At 44.9% G+C, this 21,522-nt stretch carries 20 protein-coding genes; 9 read left to right on the top strand and 11 right to left on the bottom strand.

The window, feature by feature from the left end; translation table 11 throughout:
* Positions 1-77: 77 nt before the first annotated feature.
* The 5 genes from plsX to accC all read left to right on the top strand — a co-directional run bounded on the left by plsX (position 78) and on the right by accC (position 4,672).
* Positions 78-1,016 carry a phosphate acyltransferase PlsX gene (gene plsX, locus ABIO93_RS24595; RefSeq protein WP_348072650.1) on the top strand — a complete coding sequence of 313 codons (939 nt, stop codon included), beginning with the start codon at positions 78-80 and terminating at the stop codon, positions 1,014-1,016.
* An 86-nt stretch (positions 1,017-1,102) separates the two neighbouring features.
* Positions 1,103-2,098 (top strand): beta-ketoacyl-ACP synthase III, encoded by a 996-nt coding sequence (locus ABIO93_RS24590; RefSeq protein WP_348072649.1) that lies wholly within the window; start codon positions 1,103-1,105, stop codon positions 2,096-2,098.
* Positions 2,099-2,146: 48 nt separating this feature from the next.
* The gene (efp, locus tag ABIO93_RS24585) at positions 2,147-2,713 is read left to right on the top strand and encodes an elongation factor P (protein ID WP_348072648.1); all 567 of its coding nucleotides are present in this window, start codon (positions 2,147-2,149) and stop codon (positions 2,711-2,713) included.
* An 89-nt stretch (positions 2,714-2,802) separates the two neighbouring features.
* Positions 2,803-3,285 carry an acetyl-CoA carboxylase biotin carboxyl carrier protein gene (gene accB / locus ABIO93_RS24580; RefSeq protein ID WP_348072647.1) on the top strand — a complete coding sequence of 161 codons (483 nt, stop codon included), beginning with the start codon at positions 2,803-2,805 and terminating at the stop codon, positions 3,283-3,285.
* Positions 3,286-3,322: 37 nt separating this feature from the next.
* Positions 3,323-4,672, top strand: a complete 1,350-nt coding sequence (gene accC / locus ABIO93_RS24575) for an acetyl-CoA carboxylase biotin carboxylase subunit (protein ID WP_348072646.1) — start codon at positions 3,323-3,325, stop codon at positions 4,670-4,672.
* A gap of 53 nt (positions 4,673-4,725) precedes the next feature.
* On the opposite strand, the gene ABIO93_RS24570 is transcribed toward accC, so the two are convergent.
* The 5 genes from ABIO93_RS24570 to ABIO93_RS24550 all read right to left on the bottom strand — a co-directional run bounded on the left by ABIO93_RS24570 (position 4,726) and on the right by ABIO93_RS24550 (position 9,928).
* Positions 4,726-5,151: a transcriptional regulator gene (locus ABIO93_RS24570; protein WP_348072645.1), complete on the bottom strand. Its 426-nt coding sequence runs from the start codon at positions 5,149-5,151 to the stop codon at positions 4,726-4,728.
* A 1-nt stretch (position 5,152) separates the two neighbouring features.
* On the bottom strand, positions 5,153-5,482 hold the full coding sequence (locus ABIO93_RS24565) for a type II toxin-antitoxin system HigB family toxin (protein ID WP_348072644.1): 330 nt from the start codon (positions 5,480-5,482) through the stop codon (positions 5,153-5,155).
* Positions 5,483-5,551: 69 nt separating this feature from the next.
* Positions 5,552-6,859 carry a Gfo/Idh/MocA family oxidoreductase gene (locus tag ABIO93_RS24560; RefSeq protein WP_348072643.1) on the bottom strand — a complete coding sequence of 436 codons (1,308 nt, stop codon included), beginning with the start codon at positions 6,857-6,859 and terminating at the stop codon, positions 5,552-5,554.
* 137 nt (positions 6,860-6,996) lie between these two features.
* Complete coding sequence (locus ABIO93_RS24555) at positions 6,997-8,319, bottom strand: Nramp family divalent metal transporter (protein WP_348072642.1); 1,323 nt, start codon at positions 8,317-8,319, stop codon at positions 6,997-6,999.
* 148 nt (positions 8,320-8,467) lie between these two features.
* Positions 8,468-9,928 (bottom strand): TonB-dependent receptor, encoded by a 1,461-nt coding sequence (locus tag ABIO93_RS24550; protein ID WP_348072641.1) that lies wholly within the window; start codon positions 9,926-9,928, stop codon positions 8,468-8,470.
* A 149-nt stretch (positions 9,929-10,077) separates the two neighbouring features.
* Here ABIO93_RS24550 and ABIO93_RS24545 point away from each other — a divergent pair, with 149 nt between their 5' ends.
* On the top strand, positions 10,078-10,476 hold the full coding sequence (locus tag ABIO93_RS24545; RefSeq protein ID WP_348072640.1) for a gamma-glutamylcyclotransferase family protein: 399 nt from the start codon (positions 10,078-10,080) through the stop codon (positions 10,474-10,476).
* Here ABIO93_RS24545 and ABIO93_RS24540 read toward each other — a convergent pair.
* Positions 10,473-11,240, bottom strand: coding sequence for a type III pantothenate kinase (locus ABIO93_RS24540; protein WP_348072639.1), 768 nt, complete (start codon positions 11,238-11,240; stop codon positions 10,473-10,475). The two genes, ABIO93_RS24545 and ABIO93_RS24540, sit on opposite strands and share 4 nt — an antisense overlap.
* 176 nt (positions 11,241-11,416) lie before the next feature.
* Here ABIO93_RS24540 and ABIO93_RS24535 point away from each other — a divergent pair, with 176 nt between their 5' ends.
* Positions 11,417-14,803, top strand: coding sequence for a glycoside hydrolase family 2 TIM barrel-domain containing protein (locus ABIO93_RS24535; RefSeq protein ID WP_348072638.1), 3,387 nt, complete (start codon positions 11,417-11,419; stop codon positions 14,801-14,803).
* Between the two features lie 66 nt (positions 14,804-14,869).
* On the opposite strand, the gene ABIO93_RS24530 is transcribed toward ABIO93_RS24535, so the two are convergent.
* The 5 genes from ABIO93_RS24530 to ABIO93_RS24510 form a co-directional block, all read right to left on the bottom strand.
* A complete protein-coding gene (locus ABIO93_RS24530; RefSeq protein WP_348072637.1) occupies positions 14,870-15,439 on the bottom strand; it encodes a YceI family protein in 570 nt (189 codons plus the stop codon).
* Between the two features lie 6 nt (positions 15,440-15,445).
* On the bottom strand, positions 15,446-16,342 hold the full coding sequence (locus ABIO93_RS24525) for a DUF5777 family beta-barrel protein (RefSeq protein ID WP_348072636.1): 897 nt from the start codon (positions 16,340-16,342) through the stop codon (positions 15,446-15,448).
* Positions 16,343-16,354: 12 nt separating this feature from the next.
* On the bottom strand, positions 16,355-16,831 hold the full coding sequence (locus ABIO93_RS24520) for a Rieske (2Fe-2S) protein (RefSeq protein WP_348072635.1): 477 nt from the start codon (positions 16,829-16,831) through the stop codon (positions 16,355-16,357).
* A gap of 82 nt (positions 16,832-16,913) precedes the next feature.
* On the bottom strand, positions 16,914-18,461 hold the full coding sequence (locus tag ABIO93_RS24515) for a hypothetical protein (RefSeq protein WP_348072634.1): 1,548 nt from the start codon (positions 18,459-18,461) through the stop codon (positions 16,914-16,916).
* A complete protein-coding gene (locus ABIO93_RS24510) occupies positions 18,442-19,011 on the bottom strand; it encodes an RNA polymerase sigma factor (RefSeq protein ID WP_348072633.1) in 570 nt (189 codons plus the stop codon). Before ABIO93_RS24510 ends, ABIO93_RS24515 begins: the two co-directional genes overlap by 20 nt.
* Before the next feature lie 235 nt (positions 19,012-19,246).
* Between ABIO93_RS24510 and ABIO93_RS24505 the strand changes: the two genes are divergently transcribed.
* Together ABIO93_RS24505 and ABIO93_RS24500 are read left to right on the top strand one after the other, a co-directional pair.
* Positions 19,247-20,335 carry an acyltransferase gene (locus ABIO93_RS24505; RefSeq protein WP_348072632.1) on the top strand — a complete coding sequence of 363 codons (1,089 nt, stop codon included), beginning with the start codon at positions 19,247-19,249 and terminating at the stop codon, positions 20,333-20,335.
* A gap of 109 nt (positions 20,336-20,444) precedes the next feature.
* Positions 20,445-21,522, top strand: a 1,078-nt coding sequence (locus ABIO93_RS24500) for an ABC transporter transmembrane domain-containing protein (RefSeq protein ID WP_348072631.1), incomplete at its 3' end; no start/stop codon positions are given.

Raw genomic sequence — 21,522 nt, 5'->3', positions numbered from 1 at the left:
TTCTTTTTTACTACGACACATCTGCTAAATTTACACCTTCGATTTCTAACTTATTAGTCTAAAATAACAGCGTGTAAATGAAAATTGCGGTAGATGCTATGGGGGGAGATTTGGCTCCACAAGCAATTGTTGAAGGGGTTATCAAGGCCGCTTCTGAGCTACCATCCGAGGCGAGAATCGTTTTAATTGGTCGTGAAAGTGTTATTTGGGATATTTTTAACCAAAACAATTTCACACCCACTAATATTGACGTCGTTCACGCAGAAGATGTTATTGAGATGGGTGAGCATCCAACGAAAGCCCTTTCTCAAAAACCCAATTCCAGCATAGGAGTTGGCTTCAAGCTTCTGAAAGAAAAAGAAGTAGATATATTCTGTAGTGCCGGTAACACCGGAGCAATGCATGTAGGTGCATTGTTTAGCATTAAAGCTATTGAAGGAATCATAAGACCCGCCATTGCAGGGTTTGTGCCACAGGTTGGCGGTGGATACTCGATTATGCTTGATATTGGCGCTAATGCCGATTGTAAACCCGAGGTTCTTGCCCAATTCGGAGAAATTGGTTCTATCTTTGCCCAATATACCTTTCAAATAGATCGTCCGCGTGTAGCGCTGATGAATATCGGAGAAGAAGAGCAGAAAGGCTCACTCACTTCCCAGGCGACATATCCCCTTCTGAAACAGAATAAGCGAATTAATTTTATTGGAAATATTGAGGGAAAAGACCTCTTTACCAACAAGGCTGATGTGATTGTTACGGACGGCTTTACTGGTAATATTTTGTTTAAGCTGGGAGAATCGCTTTATGAGATTTCCAAAAAACGAGGTTTCCAGGACGATTTCATCGATCAGACGAATTACGAATCAATAGGTGGCAGCTCCATTATCGGAGTTAACGGAAATGTCATGATCGCTCATGGGATTTCTTCACCGTTAGCTATAAAAAATATGATCGGATGGGCCTATAAGCAGGTCAAATCCAAGGCATATTTGCATATAGCACAAGCATTGAACTAGTCAAGCAGGCGACAACCACATTATGAATAAACTGATATTATCCTCTTTACCAAAATCTATTCGGAGTGTGAATAGTTAATTTTATCATGACCCAAATTAGAGCCTCTATAACAGGAATACAAGGGTATGTGCCTGATTATATTTTGACAAATGCCGAACTGGAAACAATGGTGGCGACAAACGATGAATGGATCGTAAGCCGCACCGGTATTAAAGAAAGGCGTATCCTCAAAGGTGAAGGTTTAGGAAGTTCACATATGGGTGCCGAGGCTGTAAAAGGCTTGCTTGCCAAAACCAATACACGCCCGGAGGAAATTGATCTGCTGATTTGCGCCACTACCACCCCTGATTTTATTTTCCCATGTACCGCTAACCTGATCTGTGATATGGTGGGTATCCGCAATGTTGGAAGTTTCGATATCCAGGCTGCCTGCTCAGGTTTCGTATACGCACTTACATTGGGGTCGCAATTCATTGAGACAGGGAAATACAAGAAAATCGTGATCGTAGGTGCGGATAAAATGTCGGCTATCGTAGATTATACCGACCGTAAAACCTGCATACTTTTTGGTGACGGCGCCGGGGCTGTCTTGCTTGAACCTAATACGGAAGGAAATGGCATTATCGATTCCATTATCAAGTCCGACGGTGTAGGTTACCCTTATCTCAATCAAAAAGGAGGAGGAAGCAGGTACCCGCCCACGCACGAGACCATTGACAAAAAATTACATTACGTTTTCCAGGATGGCGCGCAGGTATTTAAATTTGCCGTTACTAACATGGCCGACATTTCTGGGGAGATCATGGAAAAGAACGGACTTACCGGAGACGATATCGCATGGCTTGTCCCGCATCAGGCCAACCGCCGGATCATAGAAGCCACAGCCAACCGAATGGGTGTGGGGATGGATAAAGTGATGGTGAACATCCAGAAATACGGCAATACCACGGCAGCCACCATACCTCTTTGCCTGTGGGATTATGAATCACAACTTAAAAAAGGAGATAACCTGGTACTGGCCGCATTTGGCGGTGGGTTCACCTGGGGTGCCATTTATTTAAAATGGGCCTACGGTGCTTGATCATGTCATTGACCTAAAAAGCATTATTATAAATTTTATTGAATAAAAATGGCAACTACTGCAGATTTGCGCAACGGCTTAGTGATACATTATAACCACGATCTTTTTCAGGTTATAGAATTTCAGCACGTTAAACCTGGTAAAGGAAACGCCTTTGTCCGCACCAAACTGAAAAGCCTGACATCCGGAAAAGTGTTGGACAACACTTTTTCTTCCGGTGCCGGCATTATTCCCGTTCGCGTTGAAAGACACAAATTCCAGTTTTTATATAAAGACGAGGTTGGCTACAACTTTATGAATTCCGAAACATTTGACCAGGTCCTGATCGACGAAAAACTGGTTACCAATGCGGACCTGATGAAGGAAGGACAGGAAGTAGAAATTCTGATCAATACCGAAAATGATGTTGCCTTGCTTTGCGAGCTACCTCCATTTGTGGAGCTGACCGTTACTTATTCAGAACCGGGATTAAAAGGTGATACTGCTAACTCGCCGAAAAAAGCGATCGAAGTGGAGACCGGCGCTAGAATTATGGTTCCTTTGTTCATTGAAGAAGGCCAAAAGATCAAAGTCGACACCCGCACTTACGACTACGTAGAAAGAGTAAAATCATAAATTTTGTTTTCTGTGAAGGTAAATGGTCCGGCTTACCTGCTTATTTACAAAGCCTCAACGGATATTCCCCACAGTTTAAATTTGACTAAATGGAAACCAAAGAAATCCAAAAATTGATTGACTTCATTGCCCAGTCGGGTCTTGATGAAGTGAACATTGAAACAGCAGATCTGAAAATTAAGGTAAAGCGTTACGGTTCCGCCCCTACTGCATCTGTAACCACAACGCATCCGGCCGCTCCTGCGCCATCTTACGCGCCTGCGGTACCTACGACTCCGGTCACTCATTCAGCTTCTGCAGAACCGGTGGTTTCCAATGAACCGACTTCTAATTTAATTACTATCAAATCCCCGATGATCGGTACATTCTACCGCGCATCCAGCCCTGAAACACCCGCATTCTCTAATATCGGAGATGAGATCAAGCCTGGGAAGGTGGTTTGTGTGATTGAAGCCATGAAGCTTTTCAATGAAATTGAATCTGAGATTTCAGGGAAAATCGTAAAAATACTGGTTGAAAACGCAACACCTGTTGAATTTGACCAACCATTATTCCTGGTTGAGCCTGTATAAAAGGCAATGAACGATCTATAAAACTTAATTCATTTTCATGTTTAAAAAGATACTCATTGCCAACCGGGGTGAAATCGCGTTACGCGTGATCAGAACCTGCCGGGAAATGGGAATTAAAACCGTAGCGGTTTATTCCACAGCCGACCGGGATAGCCTTCATGTGCGATTTGCTGACGAAGCAGTGTGCATAGGGCCTCCTCCAAGCAGACAATCTTACCTTAGTATACAAAATATCATTTCAGCAGCAGAAGTTACCGGCGCGGACGCGATCCATCCCGGCTACGGATTCTTGTCTGAAAATGCTGAATTCTCTCAGATATGTGCCGATTATGGCATTAAATTCATTGGTGCAACTGCCGCACAAATCAATGGAATGGGCGATAAAGCAACTGCCAAAGCTACCATGATCGCCGCAGGCGTTCCGGTAGTACCAGGTTCAGAAGGATTGTTGGAATCCGTTGAGCAAGGCAAAAGACTAGCCGAAGGAATTGGTTATCCCGTGATCGTGAAAGCGACTGCCGGTGGTGGTGGACGCGGAATGCGGATCATTAACAAGCCCGACGAATTCGAAAAGGCATGGAATGATGCCCGTACCGAATCAGCTGCTGCTTTTGGAAACGACGGTCTGTACCTCGAAAAATTCGTAGAAGAGCCGCGCCACATTGAAATCCAGATTATCGGCGATCAGTTTGGTAAAGTTTGCCACTTGTCCGAGCGGGATTGCTCAATTCAGCGTCGCCATCAAAAACTGGTAGAAGAAACACCTTCACCAATCATTACCCCCGAGCTTCGTGAGAAAATGGGCGCCGCTGCTATCAAAGGAGCGCAGGCCATCGGATACGAAGGAGCTGGTACCGTAGAGTTTCTGGTAGATAAGCATGGAGATTTCTTCTTTATGGAAATGAACACCCGTATTCAGGTTGAGCATCCAATTACAGAAGAAGTTACCGATTTTGACTTGATTAAAGAGCAGATTAAAGTAGCTGCCGGCGAGCCGATTTTAGGTGTCAACTACACGCCAAAGCTTTTCGCAATGGAGTGCCGTATCAATGCTGAGGATCCTGCTAACGGATTCAGGCCAGCACCGGGAAAAATCACTAATCTCCATTTTCCGGGCGGACATGGTATCCGTATCGATAGTCATGTTTACAGCGGCTACACCATTCCGCCGAACTATGATTCGATGATCGCCAAACTGATCGTAAGTGGCCAGTCGCGTGAAGAGGTCATTACCCGCATGAAGCGTGCATTACAGGAATTTGTGATTGAAGGAATCAAAACCACCATTCCATTCCACATTAAACTAATGGACGATGCCGGATTCAAATCAGGAAATTTCACCACGAAGTATCTTGAAACATTTGATTTCTCTTCGTTGAAAGGATAATATTCAATACCATAAAAACAGCCAGCCGAAATTAATTTGGCTGGCTGTTTTTATTATGCATGTATTGATATTTGTTCATTTGGTACCATAAGTCTAGTCGGCAATTTCAATGAATACGGCCGGTTAAAAGCCTTTTGATTTACCCTAAAATGGTCTGCAAGCTTTCTGATAATTTCTTTTGACATACCTTTTTTATAATGCAAAATGTCTGAGACATACCCTTTGCTAACATTCAAAATACTCGCTATATCACGAGCTTTCAACTGATGATCAGCCATTAAAGATTGTAGCAATTCGATAGGATTATAGTCGGAAAAAGTATTTCTTTCTGCATCATAAGCCTCAATCAAAAGAGTAAGAAGTTCAGCCTCATCCACAAACTTGTCAGCATCCCCTGAGTTGTCTAACCTCTCAAGCTCACGGCAGTAGTCGTCGTACTGCTCTCTCGTTTTGATTACTTTGTATTTCAGAATTTCCATGCTAAAATTGATTAATCGAATATTGATGACCCCGTTTGCACAAAAATGTGTAATCGGCATGTGTTCCAATCCAACATATATATAGCCGCACATAAGTAGCGCCAAATACACACTTACATATTAAACGATAATTATTTCCTCCAATATCAAAAACCACCCTGTTACTACCATTTCCAAGGAAATCAGCTGTGTTGAATGTCATTTTTATGTCTTGCTTATTCCAGTTTACATATTTCACCTTATTCAACCAATCTTCAAACGACACTTTGCTGCGGGAATTTCGTTCAATAAAATCTTCAATACTTTGTCTCTTAATTAGATGAACTCTCATGAACAAGTGTGTAAATATAAAAAAAGTTCTCAAAACGAGAACTTTTAAAATCATATGATTATTAATTTCCTAAATCGCCGTCGGAATAGTGTACGGTGCGCGATATTTCCTCGTCAGATACTTGTTTGCATCATCATCGCCCACAAACTTCTCCGTCTTAGGATCAAATGTCAGAGCCCTTCCGGTTCTGTACGCGATATTACCTAAATGTGCCAATCCTGATGAGAGGTGGGCTGTTTCGACCGGTCCATTCAGCAACGAAGGATCTTTCGCCACTACTGCATCAATGAAGTTCTTGTAATGATCTCCTCCCGCTTTGCGTGTTGGGCCGGGCTTCTTTTCTTTACCCAAAAAGGTCTCGTAGTAGTCATAACCTTTCACCACCATATAGCCCTCTGAGCCGTAGAAGATGTTTCCGATACCAGTACCGCCTTCATCATTCGTCATCCAGGGACGCACTTCAAACTCAATGATCTTTTTCTCTTTTGGATAAATGAATGAAGATGTCAGTACCTCAGGCGTTTCCTTGGCATCATTCCACAAAAATTTCCCTCCCGACGAAGTGATCTTTTCCGGAAAACTATCCACGCCCAGCCCCCACATACACATATCCGTTTCGTGAATTCCCTGGTTACCAATGTCCCCATTTCCATAGTTCCAATGCCAGTGCCAGTCGTAATGCACGTAATTTTTAGAGAAAGGCTTCATCTCCGCCGGACCTGTCCAAAGGTCATAATTAAGCCCTGCTGGCACCGGCTCAGTACCTTTGTCACCAATGTCTGGCCTCCATTTGTAAACAAGCCCTCTGGCCATGTACACATTCCCGATCAAACCGTCACGCAGGTGCTTCACTGCCTCTTTCAAAGCCTCTGAGCTTCGCAACTGCACGCCATGCTGCACAACGCGCTTGTATTTATGTGCCGCTTCTACCAGCTTTCTGCCTTCATGTAAATTATGAGATCCGGGTTTTTCAACATACACGTCCTTTCCCGCCTGGCAAGCCCAAATCGCCGCCAGCGCATGCCAGTGATTGGGCGTCGCTATGCTGACGGCATCGATTGTTTTATCTTCAAAAACCTTACGCAGGTCGTTTTCTGTTTTTACCTTTTTGCCTGTCTTTTCTTCAAATTCTTTGGCCCGTTTTTGAACAATGTTGTTGTCCGGGTCACAGAACGTCGCTACTTCAACATTACTTAAATTATTAAATCCTTTGATATGGTCCTGTCCGCGCCCATTCACACCCAAAACCGCCACACGCACGCGGTCATTAGCGCCAAATGCCTGCGCAGGAATGATATAAGGAATGGACAGTGCTACCGCCGCACCTGTTGAATTCTTGATAAAGTCCCTTCTCGAAACTTCGTTGTTTTTTTGCATAGGAATACGATTTAGGATTTCAGACTTGCAATGATCATAGCTTTGGCCTGCAATCAGTTAGACGATATAAGTTTCAAATGCCCTTATTGCTTTGTAATAAAAAGTACTACTAATTTGCCTTTAAGTACTATACTGATTCACATGATTTGTAAAATTCCGTATCCGCTAACGATCAGGATGGAGGCGACACTGATCCAGAAAAATATATCATAAGTGACTGAGGGAGAAAGCGAAGCAGGCAGCTCGCGATACCGAAATACCAGCGAGACGTACACGATCAGCAATAACAGAATAGAAGTAGCAATTCCGCCCAGGATCACCATTCTTACCGGTGCTTGTAAAAACAGATAAAGGATACACCATACGGCCGGCAAAACCCACGAAAATATGGCAATTGATTTGCGCTGCTGGGCAGGCGTATCAAATTTCATCCATCCTAGCTGGCCAAATGCATCGCCCCAAACCCTTGCCCAGCTCGCAGTAGCAGTGAATAAGGTGGAGTACAATACAAAAAAAGCGCCTACCAGGAACAATGTCTTGGCCCAGGAACCGAGCGTTTCAGTAAATATGCGGGACAACACCTCGATCATGTCGTAACCCTCCGGCACGGCTCCTCCGTCGTGCAAAACGGCGGCCCCGAGCAAGTAAAAAGCCGCGGTAACAATGGTATAAACTACCATTGAAAGCACCGCATCAAGATACATGACTTTGAACCAGCCTTTTGCGCGTTCGGCCCATTCCCTACTTCCGTCATTCGGGCCTGTATACGCCGCATAACCTTTTTCAATGCACCAATAGTTATAGTACATGATCTCGTCGCCACCTACGCCGGTAATCCCAAAAGCCCCGAATGCCATAGCGACCATTCCGACAGGCAGGGAGAACTGAAGACCGGTTTTCAACTGATCCCAATGAATGGCGTATTTCGTTCCTTGCAGCAATAGCAAGGAAACCAGAATGACCACAGTAAACAGAATGATCATCACCAGCGCTCCTTTTTCAATGGCCCCGTAATTGCCTCGGTACACCAGAAAAGAAGTCACCAGCACCGAAATAATCGCCCAGAGATTGACAGAAATAAAGGGAAAGCCCATGTTCAACACAATGGCCGCGCCACCCACGATACCGCCAACCTGCAACAGTTTTAGCCCTTGCAAGGATAGCCATAACCAAATGCTCCAATGTGATTTTCCTAATTTTACGCCCGGCAGCTGATTGAAGTTATGCATGATAAAAGTACCGGTATAAATGGCGTTTTTACCGAATTCCAGCTGTAATGCTACTTTCACCAGACAACTCAGTATGATCAGCCAAAACATAACAAAACCTGCTTTGGCCCCTAATGCGGTGGTAGCAATGAGCTCCCCGGAGCCCACAATGGCAGCCGAAAGAATAAAGCCCGGTCCGAGGTAACGAATTCTTCCTGAGAAGGTTGTAGGTGGATTGCGAATCTCGGCCATGCAGGATTTAATTTATAGCAAAAAGCAATTTGCTACTTTGGGCTACTCCTGCGGCGGCGGGTCATTTATTTTAAATGCCACGAATGCACGAATGTTCACGAATAGCAGTATTTATTCGTGAACATTCGTGCATTCGTGGCAAAAAAATTCAAAGATTTCCCACAGCCTGATGGATCTGTTTGACAGTATCCACATAATTATCTTCGTTGGGCAACCCAAAAAGTGATTTTTCCTTGATGATCTGAGCTACATTTTCCGGTACCAGCTTTTCCCAGCCCGGCTCACCTCTTTTTATTTTTTCAAGAACACTATCCGTAGTAATGTGCATGTGTTCTTTGTTATAATTCACGATATCCTCGATCTTATCATTAATGACCAGATACTGGAATAATGGCCTCAGGTGATCGGGAACAACAAAATTCTCGCAGCTGTAAACCGATCCGTCGGGTTGTAATGTTGGATAAATGAACAGCTTTACTTTTCGGCTGAACAATGTTGCAAATGATTCGAGGATGCCGCCAGGAAGAAATTCGTAATGCTTTTCTTCAAAAATATCCTGCAAACTCGGGCTACCCAGCAAAAGTCCGGCCTTCAATTTTGTTAATCTTGACAAATAAGCTACCAAACGATAATATTCGTGGTGATTGGAGATCATTACCATGTGACCCAGCGAACAAAGAATATCCACGCGGTCGAGGAAATCCTTCTCGTCAATGTCACGATCACCGCCTTTGAGATTATGCAAAGTAAGCTCCGAAATGAGTACTACTTTGGATTCGTCTACATCCGGTTCAGCCAAAAATTGCTTCTGGCCATTGCTGATCAGGTCAATGTGCACATTGGTAATAGGCCTCAGGCGGCCGCGCAACATGAGAATGTGCTTTTTATATAATGCCTCCGAAGGCTGCAAAACGCCGCCATCGCTTCCAAACAATGCGGCGTCTGTAAAACCATTTTTGACCAGTCGCAAACTCATCAATCGATTGTCCACTTTGGCGAAATCGGGCCCGCTGAAACGTACCATATCAATTTCGATCCGGTCGATCGTCAGGTCATCCATGAGCGACAATAACAGGACTTCCGGCGATTTATAATAGAAAAAACAGCCGTACATCAAGTTAACTCCAATGATACCGAGCGCCTGCTGCTGAAGAATATTTTCATCGTCACGCATCCGCACGTGGATCACCATGTAATTGGTAGGCCCCATCGGTGTCAGCTGAAACTGTAACCCGATCCAGCCGTGTGATTCATTGGTTTTCTGAAAATTGAGCGCCACTACGGTATTGGCAAAAGCAAAAAACTGACTGTCGGCGCCACGTTTCTCCGAAAGCCGCTTTTCAACCAGATTATATTCCCGGTTCAACATTTTCATCAACCGGGATTCCACTACATATCTTCCTCCCTCTTCCGTTCCATATATTGCATCACTGAACGTCATGTCATACGCGGACATCGTCTTGGCCACTGTGCCGGATGCCCCGCCGGCTTTAAAAAAGTACGCAGCTGTTTCCTGGCCTGCCCCTATTTCAGCGAACGACCCGTAAATTCTGCGATCCAGGTTGATCCTTAACGCTTTTTGTTTTGTACCGAGGTTCTTTTCGTACATAACTGTATATTAGTAAGTTGAAAAGCTTTACATGTAAATATAAGAAAAATACACTTATTATATTAGCAGATCTGTTTGGCTTCTGGTAGAAGAATGGAAAAGTTCTATAATTTATTACTATTAACAATTTGCCCCACACCTTCGTTACCATGACCTCCGACCTAGGCTATTTATTTACATACGGCACACTAATGCAGGGATTTCAAAACTCTTTCGCTGAAAAACTGCACAAGTTATCGACCTATGCGGGCAAGGGTTATTTCAATGGTTTTTTGTACCAGATCACCTGGTATCCCGGAGCTATTTTTGACGTAAACTCGGATGGCAAAGTGCACGGGGAGATTTACCTGTTGGCACCAGGGAATGATTTATTAAAGGAGCTGGACGAGTATGAAGATGTTTTTGAAGACGAAAGCGCAAGTTTGTACGTTCGCCGCATTGTTCCGATCACTACGGAATCACGATCTGTAATTCCGTGCTGGGTTTACTTATACAATCAGCCGGTAAATGATTATCTACTGATCAGCAGTGGGCATTTCCGCCATTAAGCCCTGATACTTTCTCCTATCACACGAAGTCCGTCGAGCGTCAGTTTTCGGTCTATTTCAACAAATTCGTCTTTCAATGTCTCAATAATCGACGACAATCCGCCGGTTGCGACTGCTATACATTCCCCTCCCAGCTCCGTGCGGATACGTTGCAGCAATGATTTTACCAAGCCTTCATAACCCAGCAAAATGCCTGCCTGAATGGCTTCCGTTGTGTTTTTACCGATAGCAGAAGTCGGGAGTTTAAGCGGTACCTCGGGCAATTGTGCGGTGTTGGCAAACAATGCCTTCACCGCCGTAACCAGGCCCGGCAGAATAGCAACGCCCAATATTTTTCTATCCTTCGACACGGTCGTGAAAGTAAGGGCCGTTCCAAAGTCCACAATGACGCAATTTTCGTGATAGCGGTTCATCACAGCTACGGCATTGGCAATGAGGTCTGCACCGATTTCGTGCGGATGCTCGATGGCAATCGATAGACCCGGATAAATGTCGGGACCCACCACAATCACATCTTCTCCAAAAAGCGTTCGAAGCATTTTCAGGATCGCAGGAGTCAATGCAGGCACTACGCTACTCAAAACCACTGTTTCAACATCGCCAAACCACAATCCTGCTTCCAGAAAATGCAGGCGGAGCTTCGATTCATAATGTATCTCATTCTCCTGCACCAGCGATCTCGTGCGCCATATATAATCCCAGTCACCAGATTGATATAACCCAAAAACAGTATCAGTATTGCCAACGTCGACGGCTAAAAGCATAGTGAAGAATTTACATCCACAAGCAAAATAAAGGCATTATTCAAATAAAACTTCATGATGATATTGATTTACATCTGTTTCTTTTTGATAATCTATAATTTTAGCAAAAAAATGAAGCTGCCGGTACCTCCTGCTATTTCATATACATCGCCAAATATCTGTTATCAAGAAGTTATATGCACCTCTCCATTCGTTATGGGTTAACTTTACTAGGTTTTTTTCTTGTAATCCTTTCTTTCAAAGGTCATTCTCAGGCCATCCCTGAATGGCAGGACCCGCAGGTAATCAGCATTAATACTGAAAAGCCACGCGCCGATTTTACGCCGTACCCGACTGAAAAAGGTGCTTTGTTAATGGACAAAAAGACGCCATTTGTCCAGTCGCTGAATGGTACCTGGAAATTTAAATGGGCCTCGCACCCCTCCAAAGCATTACCTAATTTTTATGATCCGAAGCTTTCAGATGCCAGCTGGGAAACCATTCCGGTACCGTCCAACTGGCAGGTTTTTGGGGCAAGAGAAGGCCGCAATTACGATCGTCCGATATTTACCAACATTAAGCATCCATTTAAAGCTAATCCGCCCCGCATTACAGCTGATACTAATTCGGTAGGGATGTACAGGACCTCATTTACCGTTGGGGAGGCTGCCAAAGACAAGCAGATTTTCTTACAGTTTGGCGGGGTACAATCAGCATGTTATGTGTGGCTCAATGGCGAGGCGATCGGCTACCACGAGGACGGAATGACGCCATTTGAATTTGAGGTGACCGATGATGTCAAATCCGGGATCAACCAACTGGCGGTGCAGGTGATCAACTGGTCGGACGGCAGCTACCTGGAAGATCAGGACTACTGGCGCTTGTCGGGGATATTCCGGGATGTGAACCTGCTGGTCCGCCCAAAAGTGATACTGACAGACTATTCCGTGAGGACGATTCTGGACGCGAACTACGAAAATGCAACATTGAAATTAAGTGCTTTTGTAAAGAATTACAGCACCGAAGCCATTCATGCCCATCAGGTTTTATTTACATTGTATGACGCCAGCAAATCGGTTGCGGCCACCCCCGAGAGCCAGATGGTAGGTACATTGGAACCCTCCAAAGAAGGTTCGGTACGGGTAGAAATACCGGTAGCCAACCCTGCCAAATGGAGCGCTGAAATGCCAAACTTATACACACTCTCGATCCAGCTCATGAATTCGGATGGGAAAGTGATCGAAGCGGCGAGCCAGCGTGTGGGGTTCAGGGAGGTGAAGGTGAAAGGTGGGCAACTACTCGTTAACGGAAAGGCAATTACCATTAAAGGCGTAAACCGTCATGAATTCGACCCGGAAACGGGGCGGGTGATCAGTCGCGAATCCATGATCCGGGACATAACATTGATGAAACAAAACAACATCAATGCCGTGAGGACGTCGCATTACCCCAACACTTCGGAATGGTATGACCTTTGCGATCAGTATGGCTTGTATGTGGTAGACGAAGCCAACATTGAAAGTCACGAACTATGGAGCCGCAATGTGATCCTGGCCGATAATCCGCAATGGCGGTCCGCGTTTCTGGCGCGAGGTAATGCTATGGTGGAACGGGATAAAAACCATCCATCCGTGATCATCTGGTCGTTGGGAAATGAATCGGGAATGGGACAGAATTTTACAGCAATGGGCGACTTTATCCGCCTGGCTGACCCTACGAGGCCCATTCATTACGAGGGAAGGAAAGACTACAAACCGACTACATTGAGCAGTTTCGACATCATTTCGGTCATGTATCCTTCCACACAGGATATGATCGAGCTGGTCAAAAAGGACAAGACGCGCCCATTGATCATTTGCGAATATGCTCACGGAATGGGTAATAGCATTGGTAATCTCAAAGAATATTGGGACGTGATTGAAAAGTACCCGACCATGCAGGGCGGCTTCATCTGGGACTGGGTTGACCAGGGATTAAAATTAAAAAAACCAGACGGCAGCACTTATTGGGATTATTTCAATTATATCGACGGCGCCAATGCAGGTGACGGACTCGTAAATCCTGATCGCACGCCTCAACCCGAGCTGAACGAAGTTAAAAAGGTTTACCAATATGTAAGATTCGAGACTGCCGACACATTAAGGCCCGGCCAGAAACAGATTACGATCCACAATGCCTACGATTTTCAAACTTTGCAGGGTTATGAGCTGGTGTGGACATTGCAGGAAAACGGTAAACCGGTTGGCAAAGGCGGTACCATTGCAAACCTCAATATCCTGGCCCGACAAAAGCAACAGATCACCATTCCATACGAGCTGCCTGCTACCAGCAAACCGCACTCCGAATATTTTCTTAACCTCAGTTTAAGGCTAAAAGATGCCACTATGTGGGCTCCAAAAGGGCACGAACTGGCCTGGCACCAGGTACCTGTTGTAAAACTTTCCGCCCCGCTTCCTAACCTCAGTCTTTATAGTGAAAAGCCACTGCGGGTGGCTCAGATCAGTTCAGGAAAAGTCCAGATCAGCGGGCAGGATTTTTCTGTGACCTTTGATAAAAGTGCCGGAAGAATGACCTCTTTCAAGAATAAGAAAGAAGAAATGCTCGACCAGGGCCCCTTCCCCACTTTCTGGCGGGTACCTACCGATAATGATGAAGGCGGAGCTGCCAAAAGCTACGCAACCCGCTGGCGTGAGGCGGGACTGGACACGCTGGAAATTGTTTCGTCCGACATTAAAACTCAGAGACTGACTACGCAGATTTATAGAGTTACGCTGAACCAGACATTGAAAACCTTAAAGGGGCAATTGGAAGTTGCTTCGGAATACATGGTGTACGCCTCCGGCGATGTTTACTTGAAAAATACTTTTACACCAAGTGGTGAATGGCCAGTGTTAGCAAAAGTCGGCATGCAGTTTCAAATGCCTGCTACCTTCAACAAAACGCAATGGTATGGCAACGGGCCGCACGAGACTTACACTGATCGCAAAACCAGTGGAAGAATAGGGCTCTATCAGGGTTCAGTGGCTGATCAGCATTTCGCCTACATTACGCCGCAGGAGAACGGAAACAAAACCAATGTCCGCTGGGCGACCATTACTAATGCGGAAGGGATAGGCCTACTGGCGATCAGTGACTCTGTATTCAACTTCAACGTACATGACTATACGGACAAAGATTTATTAGCTGCAAAAAAACGCGGTGCAACGCTGAGCCGGGGTACTGAGACGACTGTGAACATTGACCTGGCACAAATGGGACTCGGCGGAGACGATAGCTGGTCGCCGCGCGTACATGAGGCTTACCTGCTGCCGACCAAAACTTATTCATACGCATTCAGGTTGAGGGCTATCGAGAGTACCAGTAACATTGATCAGCTGACAGGAACGAGACTTCCTTATACCAGTAAAACTTCATCAGGTGAAACGGTAAGTGTGGAAAATGACGCGACAGCTACTGTTGTTGAGGAGGAGATTGCGGAAGAAAAGGTGAAGGAGCCTGTTAGGAAAAAGACGGTTAAGAAGGCTCCTGTTCGTAAGAAAGTGGTGAAGAGGAAAAAGTCTTCTCGGCGACGTCGCCGGAGATAATAAGACTTGCCAAGTCTTGAAGACGGGGTCGCCCAGACTTGGTAAGTCTCGGCGACCCCGTCTCGTTTATTTTTTATACGGAGTCAGCACATAATTCGATTTCACACCGATTACCTGCGCAATTTTCACAAAAACAACACTGGGAACTTCAATTTTATGGTCAACCAATGCCACTTCGAAATCAGAAGTAATGGTGATCTTACCTCCTTCAATCTTCATTTTACCATTAATCGTCCTCTCTTTCGTCACGCCGTGGACTGTAAATTTCCCGGTTGCGGAGAGATCATATTGCCCGTCTTTGGTATAATCCGGTGCCTTATCAACCTTTCCACTGAACGTCGCCGTCGGGTATTTGACTGATTCAATGTAGTTTTCGTTGAAATGCTCCTGCATCAGCTTATTAGGAAATACAAAATCACGCATGTTCATTCTGATCGCGATCTCATTGTTCGTGGTGTTCAGTATAGCCTGCGACTTTTTATTCTCCGCCTCGATATTTTCCAAAGGTGTTGACGCTGAGAAACGGGTATTCCCTGCGGTAGCTGCGAACATGCCTCCCTGCGCCGAAACCTGAACTGAATGCAAAGTGATACCTAGCAAGGTTGCGAGAACCATGCGAAAGAAATACGTTTTCATAGTATGTTATTCGTGAGTTGGCTTCTTTTTGTTCTTTTTATCAAAGCTGAAAGTCCGGGAAATGTTAAACCCGTAGTGGATATCCCCCTTGCCCCAGGTTCCGGCTGTTTCGCCGATAAACTGCTTTTCGATCATACCAAGGGAATTGGTAAAATGAAGCTGAAAAACGTGGCCGCCAGTCTCTATATCCACACCGAACGACATTGAATCGTAATAAGGTGCATTGACTGTGTTTTTCTCCCGGGCAGTGTAAAAGTATTCTCCATTGAGGGAAACACGTTTCGACAGCTTAAACCGGCCTCCTATCCCAACTGCCAGCAGCACTTTTTCATCACCCGTCACTTCCGGACGGTTGCGATGCAGGAATGTTGGCGACAGTTGTAATGATAGTCTTTCCCCAAATTTCCGTGCGATCAGTACCTGCGCGGTGTAATAAAGCTTGTCCTGGAATTCCAGCTCTTTATTGAGCGTCGCGATGCCCGTTCCTCCAAACAGCGTAACCGAAACCGGAATGTTCCTGGCACCGCTGGATTGTTTCAGCAATTTATATTTACCAAAAAAATCATAAACTTTCTGAGACGTGCTTCGCCCCACTCCGATCATCAGATCATCGGTGAGCCCGTATTCAAAACCCATACGCATAGTAGCCTGATCGAGGCCGAAGAACTGGTAAGCCCCCGAATTGAGCCTACCAAAACGGTGAGATATCCGAAAGTCGAGATGCTTCTTTTTCATCGTTTCGACTGACTGACCATTCACTACCCTAGTGGATTTGAATGTGGCCGTTACCGGGATCGCTTGTGCGCTATCCTGCTTGGAAAGCTCGCCCAGCAGATCGTCCTGGGCATAGAGTATGGATGAAGTTGAACAAATCAACATCATTACGAGGCGGAGAATTTTCATAATAATTGGTGATTAAGCCGTCACTGTCAATGTATTTCCGTCGGCTGAAAGGGATGTTTTATAAGCTTTCAATGGGGCTGCTGCAGGACCTTGCTCGACCGCACCGGTGAGCGAAAACTCAGACTGATGGAATGGGCACAGAATATCGTTTTGCGCTTTTCTGTATCCCACAGTATTTCCTTCATGTGTACAAATTTTGGACAATGCAGCATATGTGCTGCTGGTAGAGAATGCGACCAGCACGTCTCCGAATATCTTGAACTCGCCAGCAGTTTTGAGCGAAGTGTTTTTGGTAAGATCAATGGTGAAATTAATTGCGCTGCCTGTGGTCGTACCTGTTACGCCGGTTCCGCCTGATGGGTTAGGATCAACAGGATCTGGGTCATCCTCCTTGGAGCCGCAGGCCGTCATGGTGGTGCCGAGGCAATAAAATGCCATTAACGTTGAGGTGCTCAGCCCAAGGCTTCTCAGGAACTGCCCTCTTTTCATTTTGTCTTGCGTTGTAGTCTCCATAGTGAATAATGAATGGTAAATAAATTAGCAGATATAATTCGGCAATCGAATTGCGGGATTATCTAAAAGCAGGCGTGTAGCGAAGGGACAGCCACATACCAGTCGTAATGAGGTTGACTTTACCATAGCCAACACCTTTCAGAGGAATTCGAATATAGGGTTCGGCCAGGATGGACAGCTTTCTGGTGATCGTACGCTCATAGCCGACGGATGCATTGACGTGACTAAATAAATATAGTCCTGTTTTACCCTTCCAGCCTGGTTTCTGCATATGGACATAGTCTTTGTACCGGTATTTATAAGTCTCACTCTGAGCATAGTACGATGAAAACCCGGTACCCGCAAACCATCTTGAGTGTGCCGTTTGAGTTAAATCGTATCGTACTCCCAAGGGTATTTCGTACATCGTACAAGTTCCATCTACTCCATAAGGGGTGTTGACCGCAGTCACGTAACCAGGCAATTTATAATCGCTGGCGAAGGCGTAATAGTCTTTTACACTTCTAGCCAGACCTGTCTGCAGATACAGTCTTTCCGATATTCCGTATTCAAACAACAATGAAAATGCGGACCCCGGCTTGGTAAGGTTTTTAAAACCGACAGTGGTTAAATCGGGAGAGTATCCAAGCCTTACAGCCCATTTAGGAGATTCTACAACCTCGTCCTTTTTTGTTTGTTCCTCATCTGTATTTTTCAATACTTCATCCTGAATTGGTAATGCTGAAGCCGGTGCGATAATCTCAGGATATGGAACCTTGCTGTCCAATCTCAGCGCCCTGTTATTAAGGTTTGCTGCCGAAATCAACATTCGTTCATCCTCTGCCACACTGGTAACCCCATTGGAACCAATAGCCTGCCTTGCCCCAAGTTCGGAGGCATTGGTTCCGTTGGAGTCATTTTTTCGTACTTTATCAGATACTGCTAATGAAAGAGCCCCGTCGCCTCCTTCCACCTTTGAGCGGTTAGGCTCTAAGTACACTCCGCCTGCCTTAGACTGGCTCCGGGGCAATGATGTGCTGCTTTTTGCAGCAGCGGCCTTCAACACTGATTTTGAGGAGGATTCCGAAAGACGGCCATCCTTTTTGACTAATTTTTTACGCTCTGACTTTTCCTTCGCATTGACTGTTGCAGAATTTGAAGGACTATTTTTCAAACCCAAAACCTCGGTTTTCTTTGCTGTAACACCATCACTTTCCGGTTGCTCTACATTGACAACCGCATTTTCCTTTTCCAATTGCGCTTTATCTTCTGCCTTAGCAATAATGTCGGCTTTCCGGCTTTCGACTGCTACTTGTTTTTCCGTAGTTACTCTTTCCGTATTTGCCAATTTTGGATCATTCAGTCTGGAAACCGTATCGATCTTCACCCTGGCCTCATTCCCTCCTCCTTTACTTAACAAATAATAGGACGCAATACCGCCCGGAATGAGCAACAGCAATAGCCCCAAAGGCCACCACTTCCTGAACCATGCGGCCGGATTTCTTCCATCCGTCTCGTCCAGACGTTTTTTCAGGCTATTCCAATCTTCCGGATCAAATTGTGGATCAAACTCTTCTGATGACTTTCTGAAGAGTTTATCCAGTTCGTCATCTGGTAACTCTATCATAATCGTCAATATTAATTTTGGACAACATCTCTCTCAATTTTTCTCTTGCACGCGACAAATTCGACTTCGACGCCCCTACTGAAATGTTCAATTGGTCTGCAATTTCTTCGTGTGTATAGCCGTCAATAACCGATAAACTAAAAACAATCCGGTAAGAAGGTGTAAGTTTTTGGATCAACCCCAGCAGCTCATCATGCGATAGTTTCGCTATCACGGTTTCGTCCACAGAAACATGTTCCGCAACCTCAACGTCGTCAAAAACGTCTCTACGTACTTCCTGCCTGTAGTGATCCAGCGCTGTGTTAATCATAATTCTTCCCAACCAGGTTTTAAATGAACGGCTTGAATCAAAACTTTCCAGTTTTGTAAAAACCTTCATAAATCCATCGTTGAGAATCTCTTTTCCCTCTTCCCTGCTCCGTGTATAGCGTAAACAAATGCTCATAGCATAGCCGTAAAACTGTTTATACAACAGCTCCTGACTGCGGCGGTTTCTCTGTAAACAGCCGTCGAGTAGTTCAATAAGAACGGCGGAGTTATACTCGGGCATGCTATTTGCTTTTTTATCCTAATACGGCGAAACTAAAATAACGGTTGCGTAAGCGTTTATAAGAATTTTATAAAATTTTATAACTATTTGATAATGTAATACTTAATAGTTAAAAATCACTTGAAATTTCTCATTTTTTAAATGCCAATGTGGGGAATTTTCTCCAAATTAGTAGTAGCCAATAATATTACTCGACGTTAAACAGAAACTACGGCAGCAATGCCAGCAAATTGTTATGCTTACTCAACATCCTAACAATCAATCCGTATCTCCCGATGCGCGTCTGGTGGAACTTGACGCGCTACGCGGACTAGCAGCGCTGAGCGTTGTCCTGTTTCATTTCACGATCAATGACAACGCAAAATTGCTCGGATGGGAATTTAGCTATGGTGTCACCGGAGTCGACATATTTTTTATGATCAGTGGCTTTGTGATCTTCCTGACCGTGATGAAAATCAGACGGTGGCAGGATTTCGTAGTGAGCCGTTTTGCACGACTTTATCCTGCTTTTTGGTACTGTATGTTTATTACCCTAGGATTTACAGTATTCTCCGAGCCAGATTTCGTGAGTCCATTCAGGATCTTTGCCAATGCCACCATGATGCCCGTTTATTTCGGGATCGAAGACCTCGACGGTTCGTACTGGACCCTACTGGTAGAAATAATTTTTTACTTATGGATCCTCGTATTGTTCATAACCAATAACATAAGAAACATCAACAAGATAGGGTTTATTACTATCCTTTCAATGATGCTTTTTCATCAATTTTCGGCCTACTACGTCGATTTTTATGAATTCACGGTGAAGAAAGTGCAGCTCCTCAACCATTTTCCCCTATTTTTCTCGGGGATCTTATTTTACCAACTCAAAAAAGGCGAAAAGCGGACTGAAAATATTGCGTTGCTCGTTTTTAGTCTCATCGCATCCTTTTATCTACATCATAAAGGCGGTCGGTCGCAGTTTCACATTTCTGCTACCGCGCATTATCTGTTGTTAACCTCTTTCCACTTGCTATTTGGCCTTTTCATCATGGGAAAGCTTTCATTTTTGAAGTTCGGCCCGTTGTTGTTTTTGGGTAAAATCTCCTACTGTCTGTACCTCATTCACCAATATGTAGGCCTGCACCTCATCTCGGCTTTTACTGACAAGCTGCACCTCAATATTTATATCGCACTTTTCCTGGCATTTTCCATTTGCATTGCCATAGCTTACTTGGTCAATACCTTCATTGAAATACCTGCAAACAGGCTCATCCGAGGTTGGTACAGTAGTAATGAAGCTGAAATTTTCGGTCGCGAGGGCCGCAAGGTTGCCATGCGCTGACCTGCATTTTCAGGTAACCGCTTACTTAATATTATTCCTTACTTTTGCAGCCTAATCGTTAACCGTTTTATAACAAAATGGTCGGATTAAGGATTGTTTAAAGCACTATATGGCTACCAATGAAAATGATAGTGACCGGGTTTCTCCTTTAAAAATAAGGAAAATGAGCTGGCAGGGGTTGAAAATCACCCTCGACCTTTTTAGATATTTGAGACCCTACCGCGGTACATTTATCATAGGGCTCATATTCCTGGCGCTGTCAACCGCTACCTCACTCGCCTTTCCAAAACTCGTCGGCAGCATCATCGAAGTGATCGAGGGGAAATCGAAGTACACAATCAACCAGATCACCCTCCTGCTCTTTGTAATCCTGATATGCCAGGCAATATTCTCTTATTTCAGGATTTATTTGTTTACCAAAGTGAGCGAGCTTGCCATGAACAACATTCGTTCGGATGTTTTCAGCAAGATCATCACATTACCCATTTCGTTTCTGGAACAACGCCGCGTTGGAGAGCTCACGAGCCGCATTACTTCTGACGTTTCACAGCTACAGGGCCTGTTATCATTTACATTGGCCGAAATATTCCGCCAGATCGCAACATTGATCGTCGGAATTTCGATCCTGTTTTACACATCCTGGAAGCTTACCTTATTCATGCTGGCCACTTTTCCTGTGCTGGTGGTGGCATCGGTATTTTTCGGGCGGCATATGCGCAAGCTCTCCCGCCAGGCGCAGGACGAACTCGCCGCGGCTAATGTGGTAGTAGAAGAAACATTACAGTCCGTGAATGTCGTAAAGGCATTCACCAATGAGCCGCTGGAAATAAACCGTTACAAAACCATCCTGCAACGCGTGGTGGACTTATCTCTTTATGCAGCGAGATTCCGTGGTGGCTTTGTATCATTTATCATTTTCGCATTATTTGGCGGAATCGTCGGAGTAGTATGGTACGGCGCGGCATTGGTGCAGGCGGGGGAATTTGGCCTTTCTGATCTTTTTACTTTTATTCTATATACCACATTCATAGGCGCTTCCATTAGTGGAATGGGCGATCTGTATGCGCAGATCAACAAAACCATCGGCGCATCGGAGCGCATTTTCGAAATCCTGGAAGAAACCCCGGAAATTACCGTAGAAGAAGCATTAAATGCGCAACCGAGCCTGATCGACGGAAATATCACTT

The sequence above is a fragment of the Dyadobacter sp. genome (genome assembly GCF_039919315.1).
GTDB lineage: Bacteria > Bacteroidota > Bacteroidia > Cytophagales > Spirosomataceae > Dyadobacter.
This window is presented reverse-complemented; position numbering and strand designations above follow the sequence as displayed.

Coding starts and splice junctions, on each gene's coding strand:
- accB (WP_348072647.1), top strand. CDS start 2,803: ATGGAAACCAAAGAAATCCAAAAATTGATTGACTTCATTGCCCAGTCG.
- ABIO93_RS24535 (WP_348072638.1), top strand. CDS start 11,417: ATGCACCTCTCCATTCGTTATGGGTTAACTTTACTAGGTTTTTTTCTT.
- accC (WP_348072646.1), top strand. CDS start 3,323: ATGTTTAAAAAGATACTCATTGCCAACCGGGGTGAAATCGCGTTACGC.
- ABIO93_RS24590 (WP_348072649.1), top strand. CDS start 1,103: ATGACCCAAATTAGAGCCTCTATAACAGGAATACAAGGGTATGTGCCT.
- efp (WP_348072648.1), top strand. CDS start 2,147: ATGGCAACTACTGCAGATTTGCGCAACGGCTTAGTGATACATTATAAC.
- plsX (WP_348072650.1), top strand. CDS start 78: ATGAAAATTGCGGTAGATGCTATGGGGGGAGATTTGGCTCCACAAGCA.
- ABIO93_RS24570 (WP_348072645.1), bottom strand. CDS start 5,151: ATGGAAATTCTGAAATACAAAGTAATCAAAACGAGAGAGCAGTACGAC.
- ABIO93_RS24505 (WP_348072632.1), top strand. CDS start 19,247: ATGCTTACTCAACATCCTAACAATCAATCCGTATCTCCCGATGCGCGT.
- ABIO93_RS24515 (WP_348072634.1), bottom strand. CDS start 18,461: ATGATAGAGTTACCAGATGACGAACTGGATAAACTCTTCAGAAAGTCA.
- ABIO93_RS24530 (WP_348072637.1), bottom strand. CDS start 15,439: ATGAAAACGTATTTCTTTCGCATGGTTCTCGCAACCTTGCTAGGTATC.
- ABIO93_RS24540 (WP_348072639.1), bottom strand. CDS start 11,240: ATGCTTTTAGCCGTCGACGTTGGCAATACTGATACTGTTTTTGGGTTA.
- ABIO93_RS24510 (WP_348072633.1), bottom strand. CDS start 19,011: ATGCCCGAGTATAACTCCGCCGTTCTTATTGAACTACTCGACGGCTGT.
- ABIO93_RS24520 (WP_348072635.1), bottom strand. CDS start 16,831: ATGAAAAGAGGGCAGTTCCTGAGAAGCCTTGGGCTGAGCACCTCAACG.
- ABIO93_RS24555 (WP_348072642.1), bottom strand. CDS start 8,319: ATGGCCGAGATTCGCAATCCACCTACAACCTTCTCAGGAAGAATTCGT.
- ABIO93_RS24550 (WP_348072641.1), bottom strand. CDS start 9,928: ATGTACGAAAAGAACCTCGGTACAAAACAAAAAGCGTTAAGGATCAAC.
- ABIO93_RS24560 (WP_348072643.1), bottom strand. CDS start 6,859: ATGCAAAAAAACAACGAAGTTTCGAGAAGGGACTTTATCAAGAATTCA.
- ABIO93_RS24565 (WP_348072644.1), bottom strand. CDS start 5,482: ATGAGAGTTCATCTAATTAAGAGACAAAGTATTGAAGATTTTATTGAA.
- ABIO93_RS24525 (WP_348072636.1), bottom strand. CDS start 16,342: ATGAAAATTCTCCGCCTCGTAATGATGTTGATTTGTTCAACTTCATCC.
- ABIO93_RS24545 (WP_348072640.1), top strand. CDS start 10,078: ATGACCTCCGACCTAGGCTATTTATTTACATACGGCACACTAATGCAG.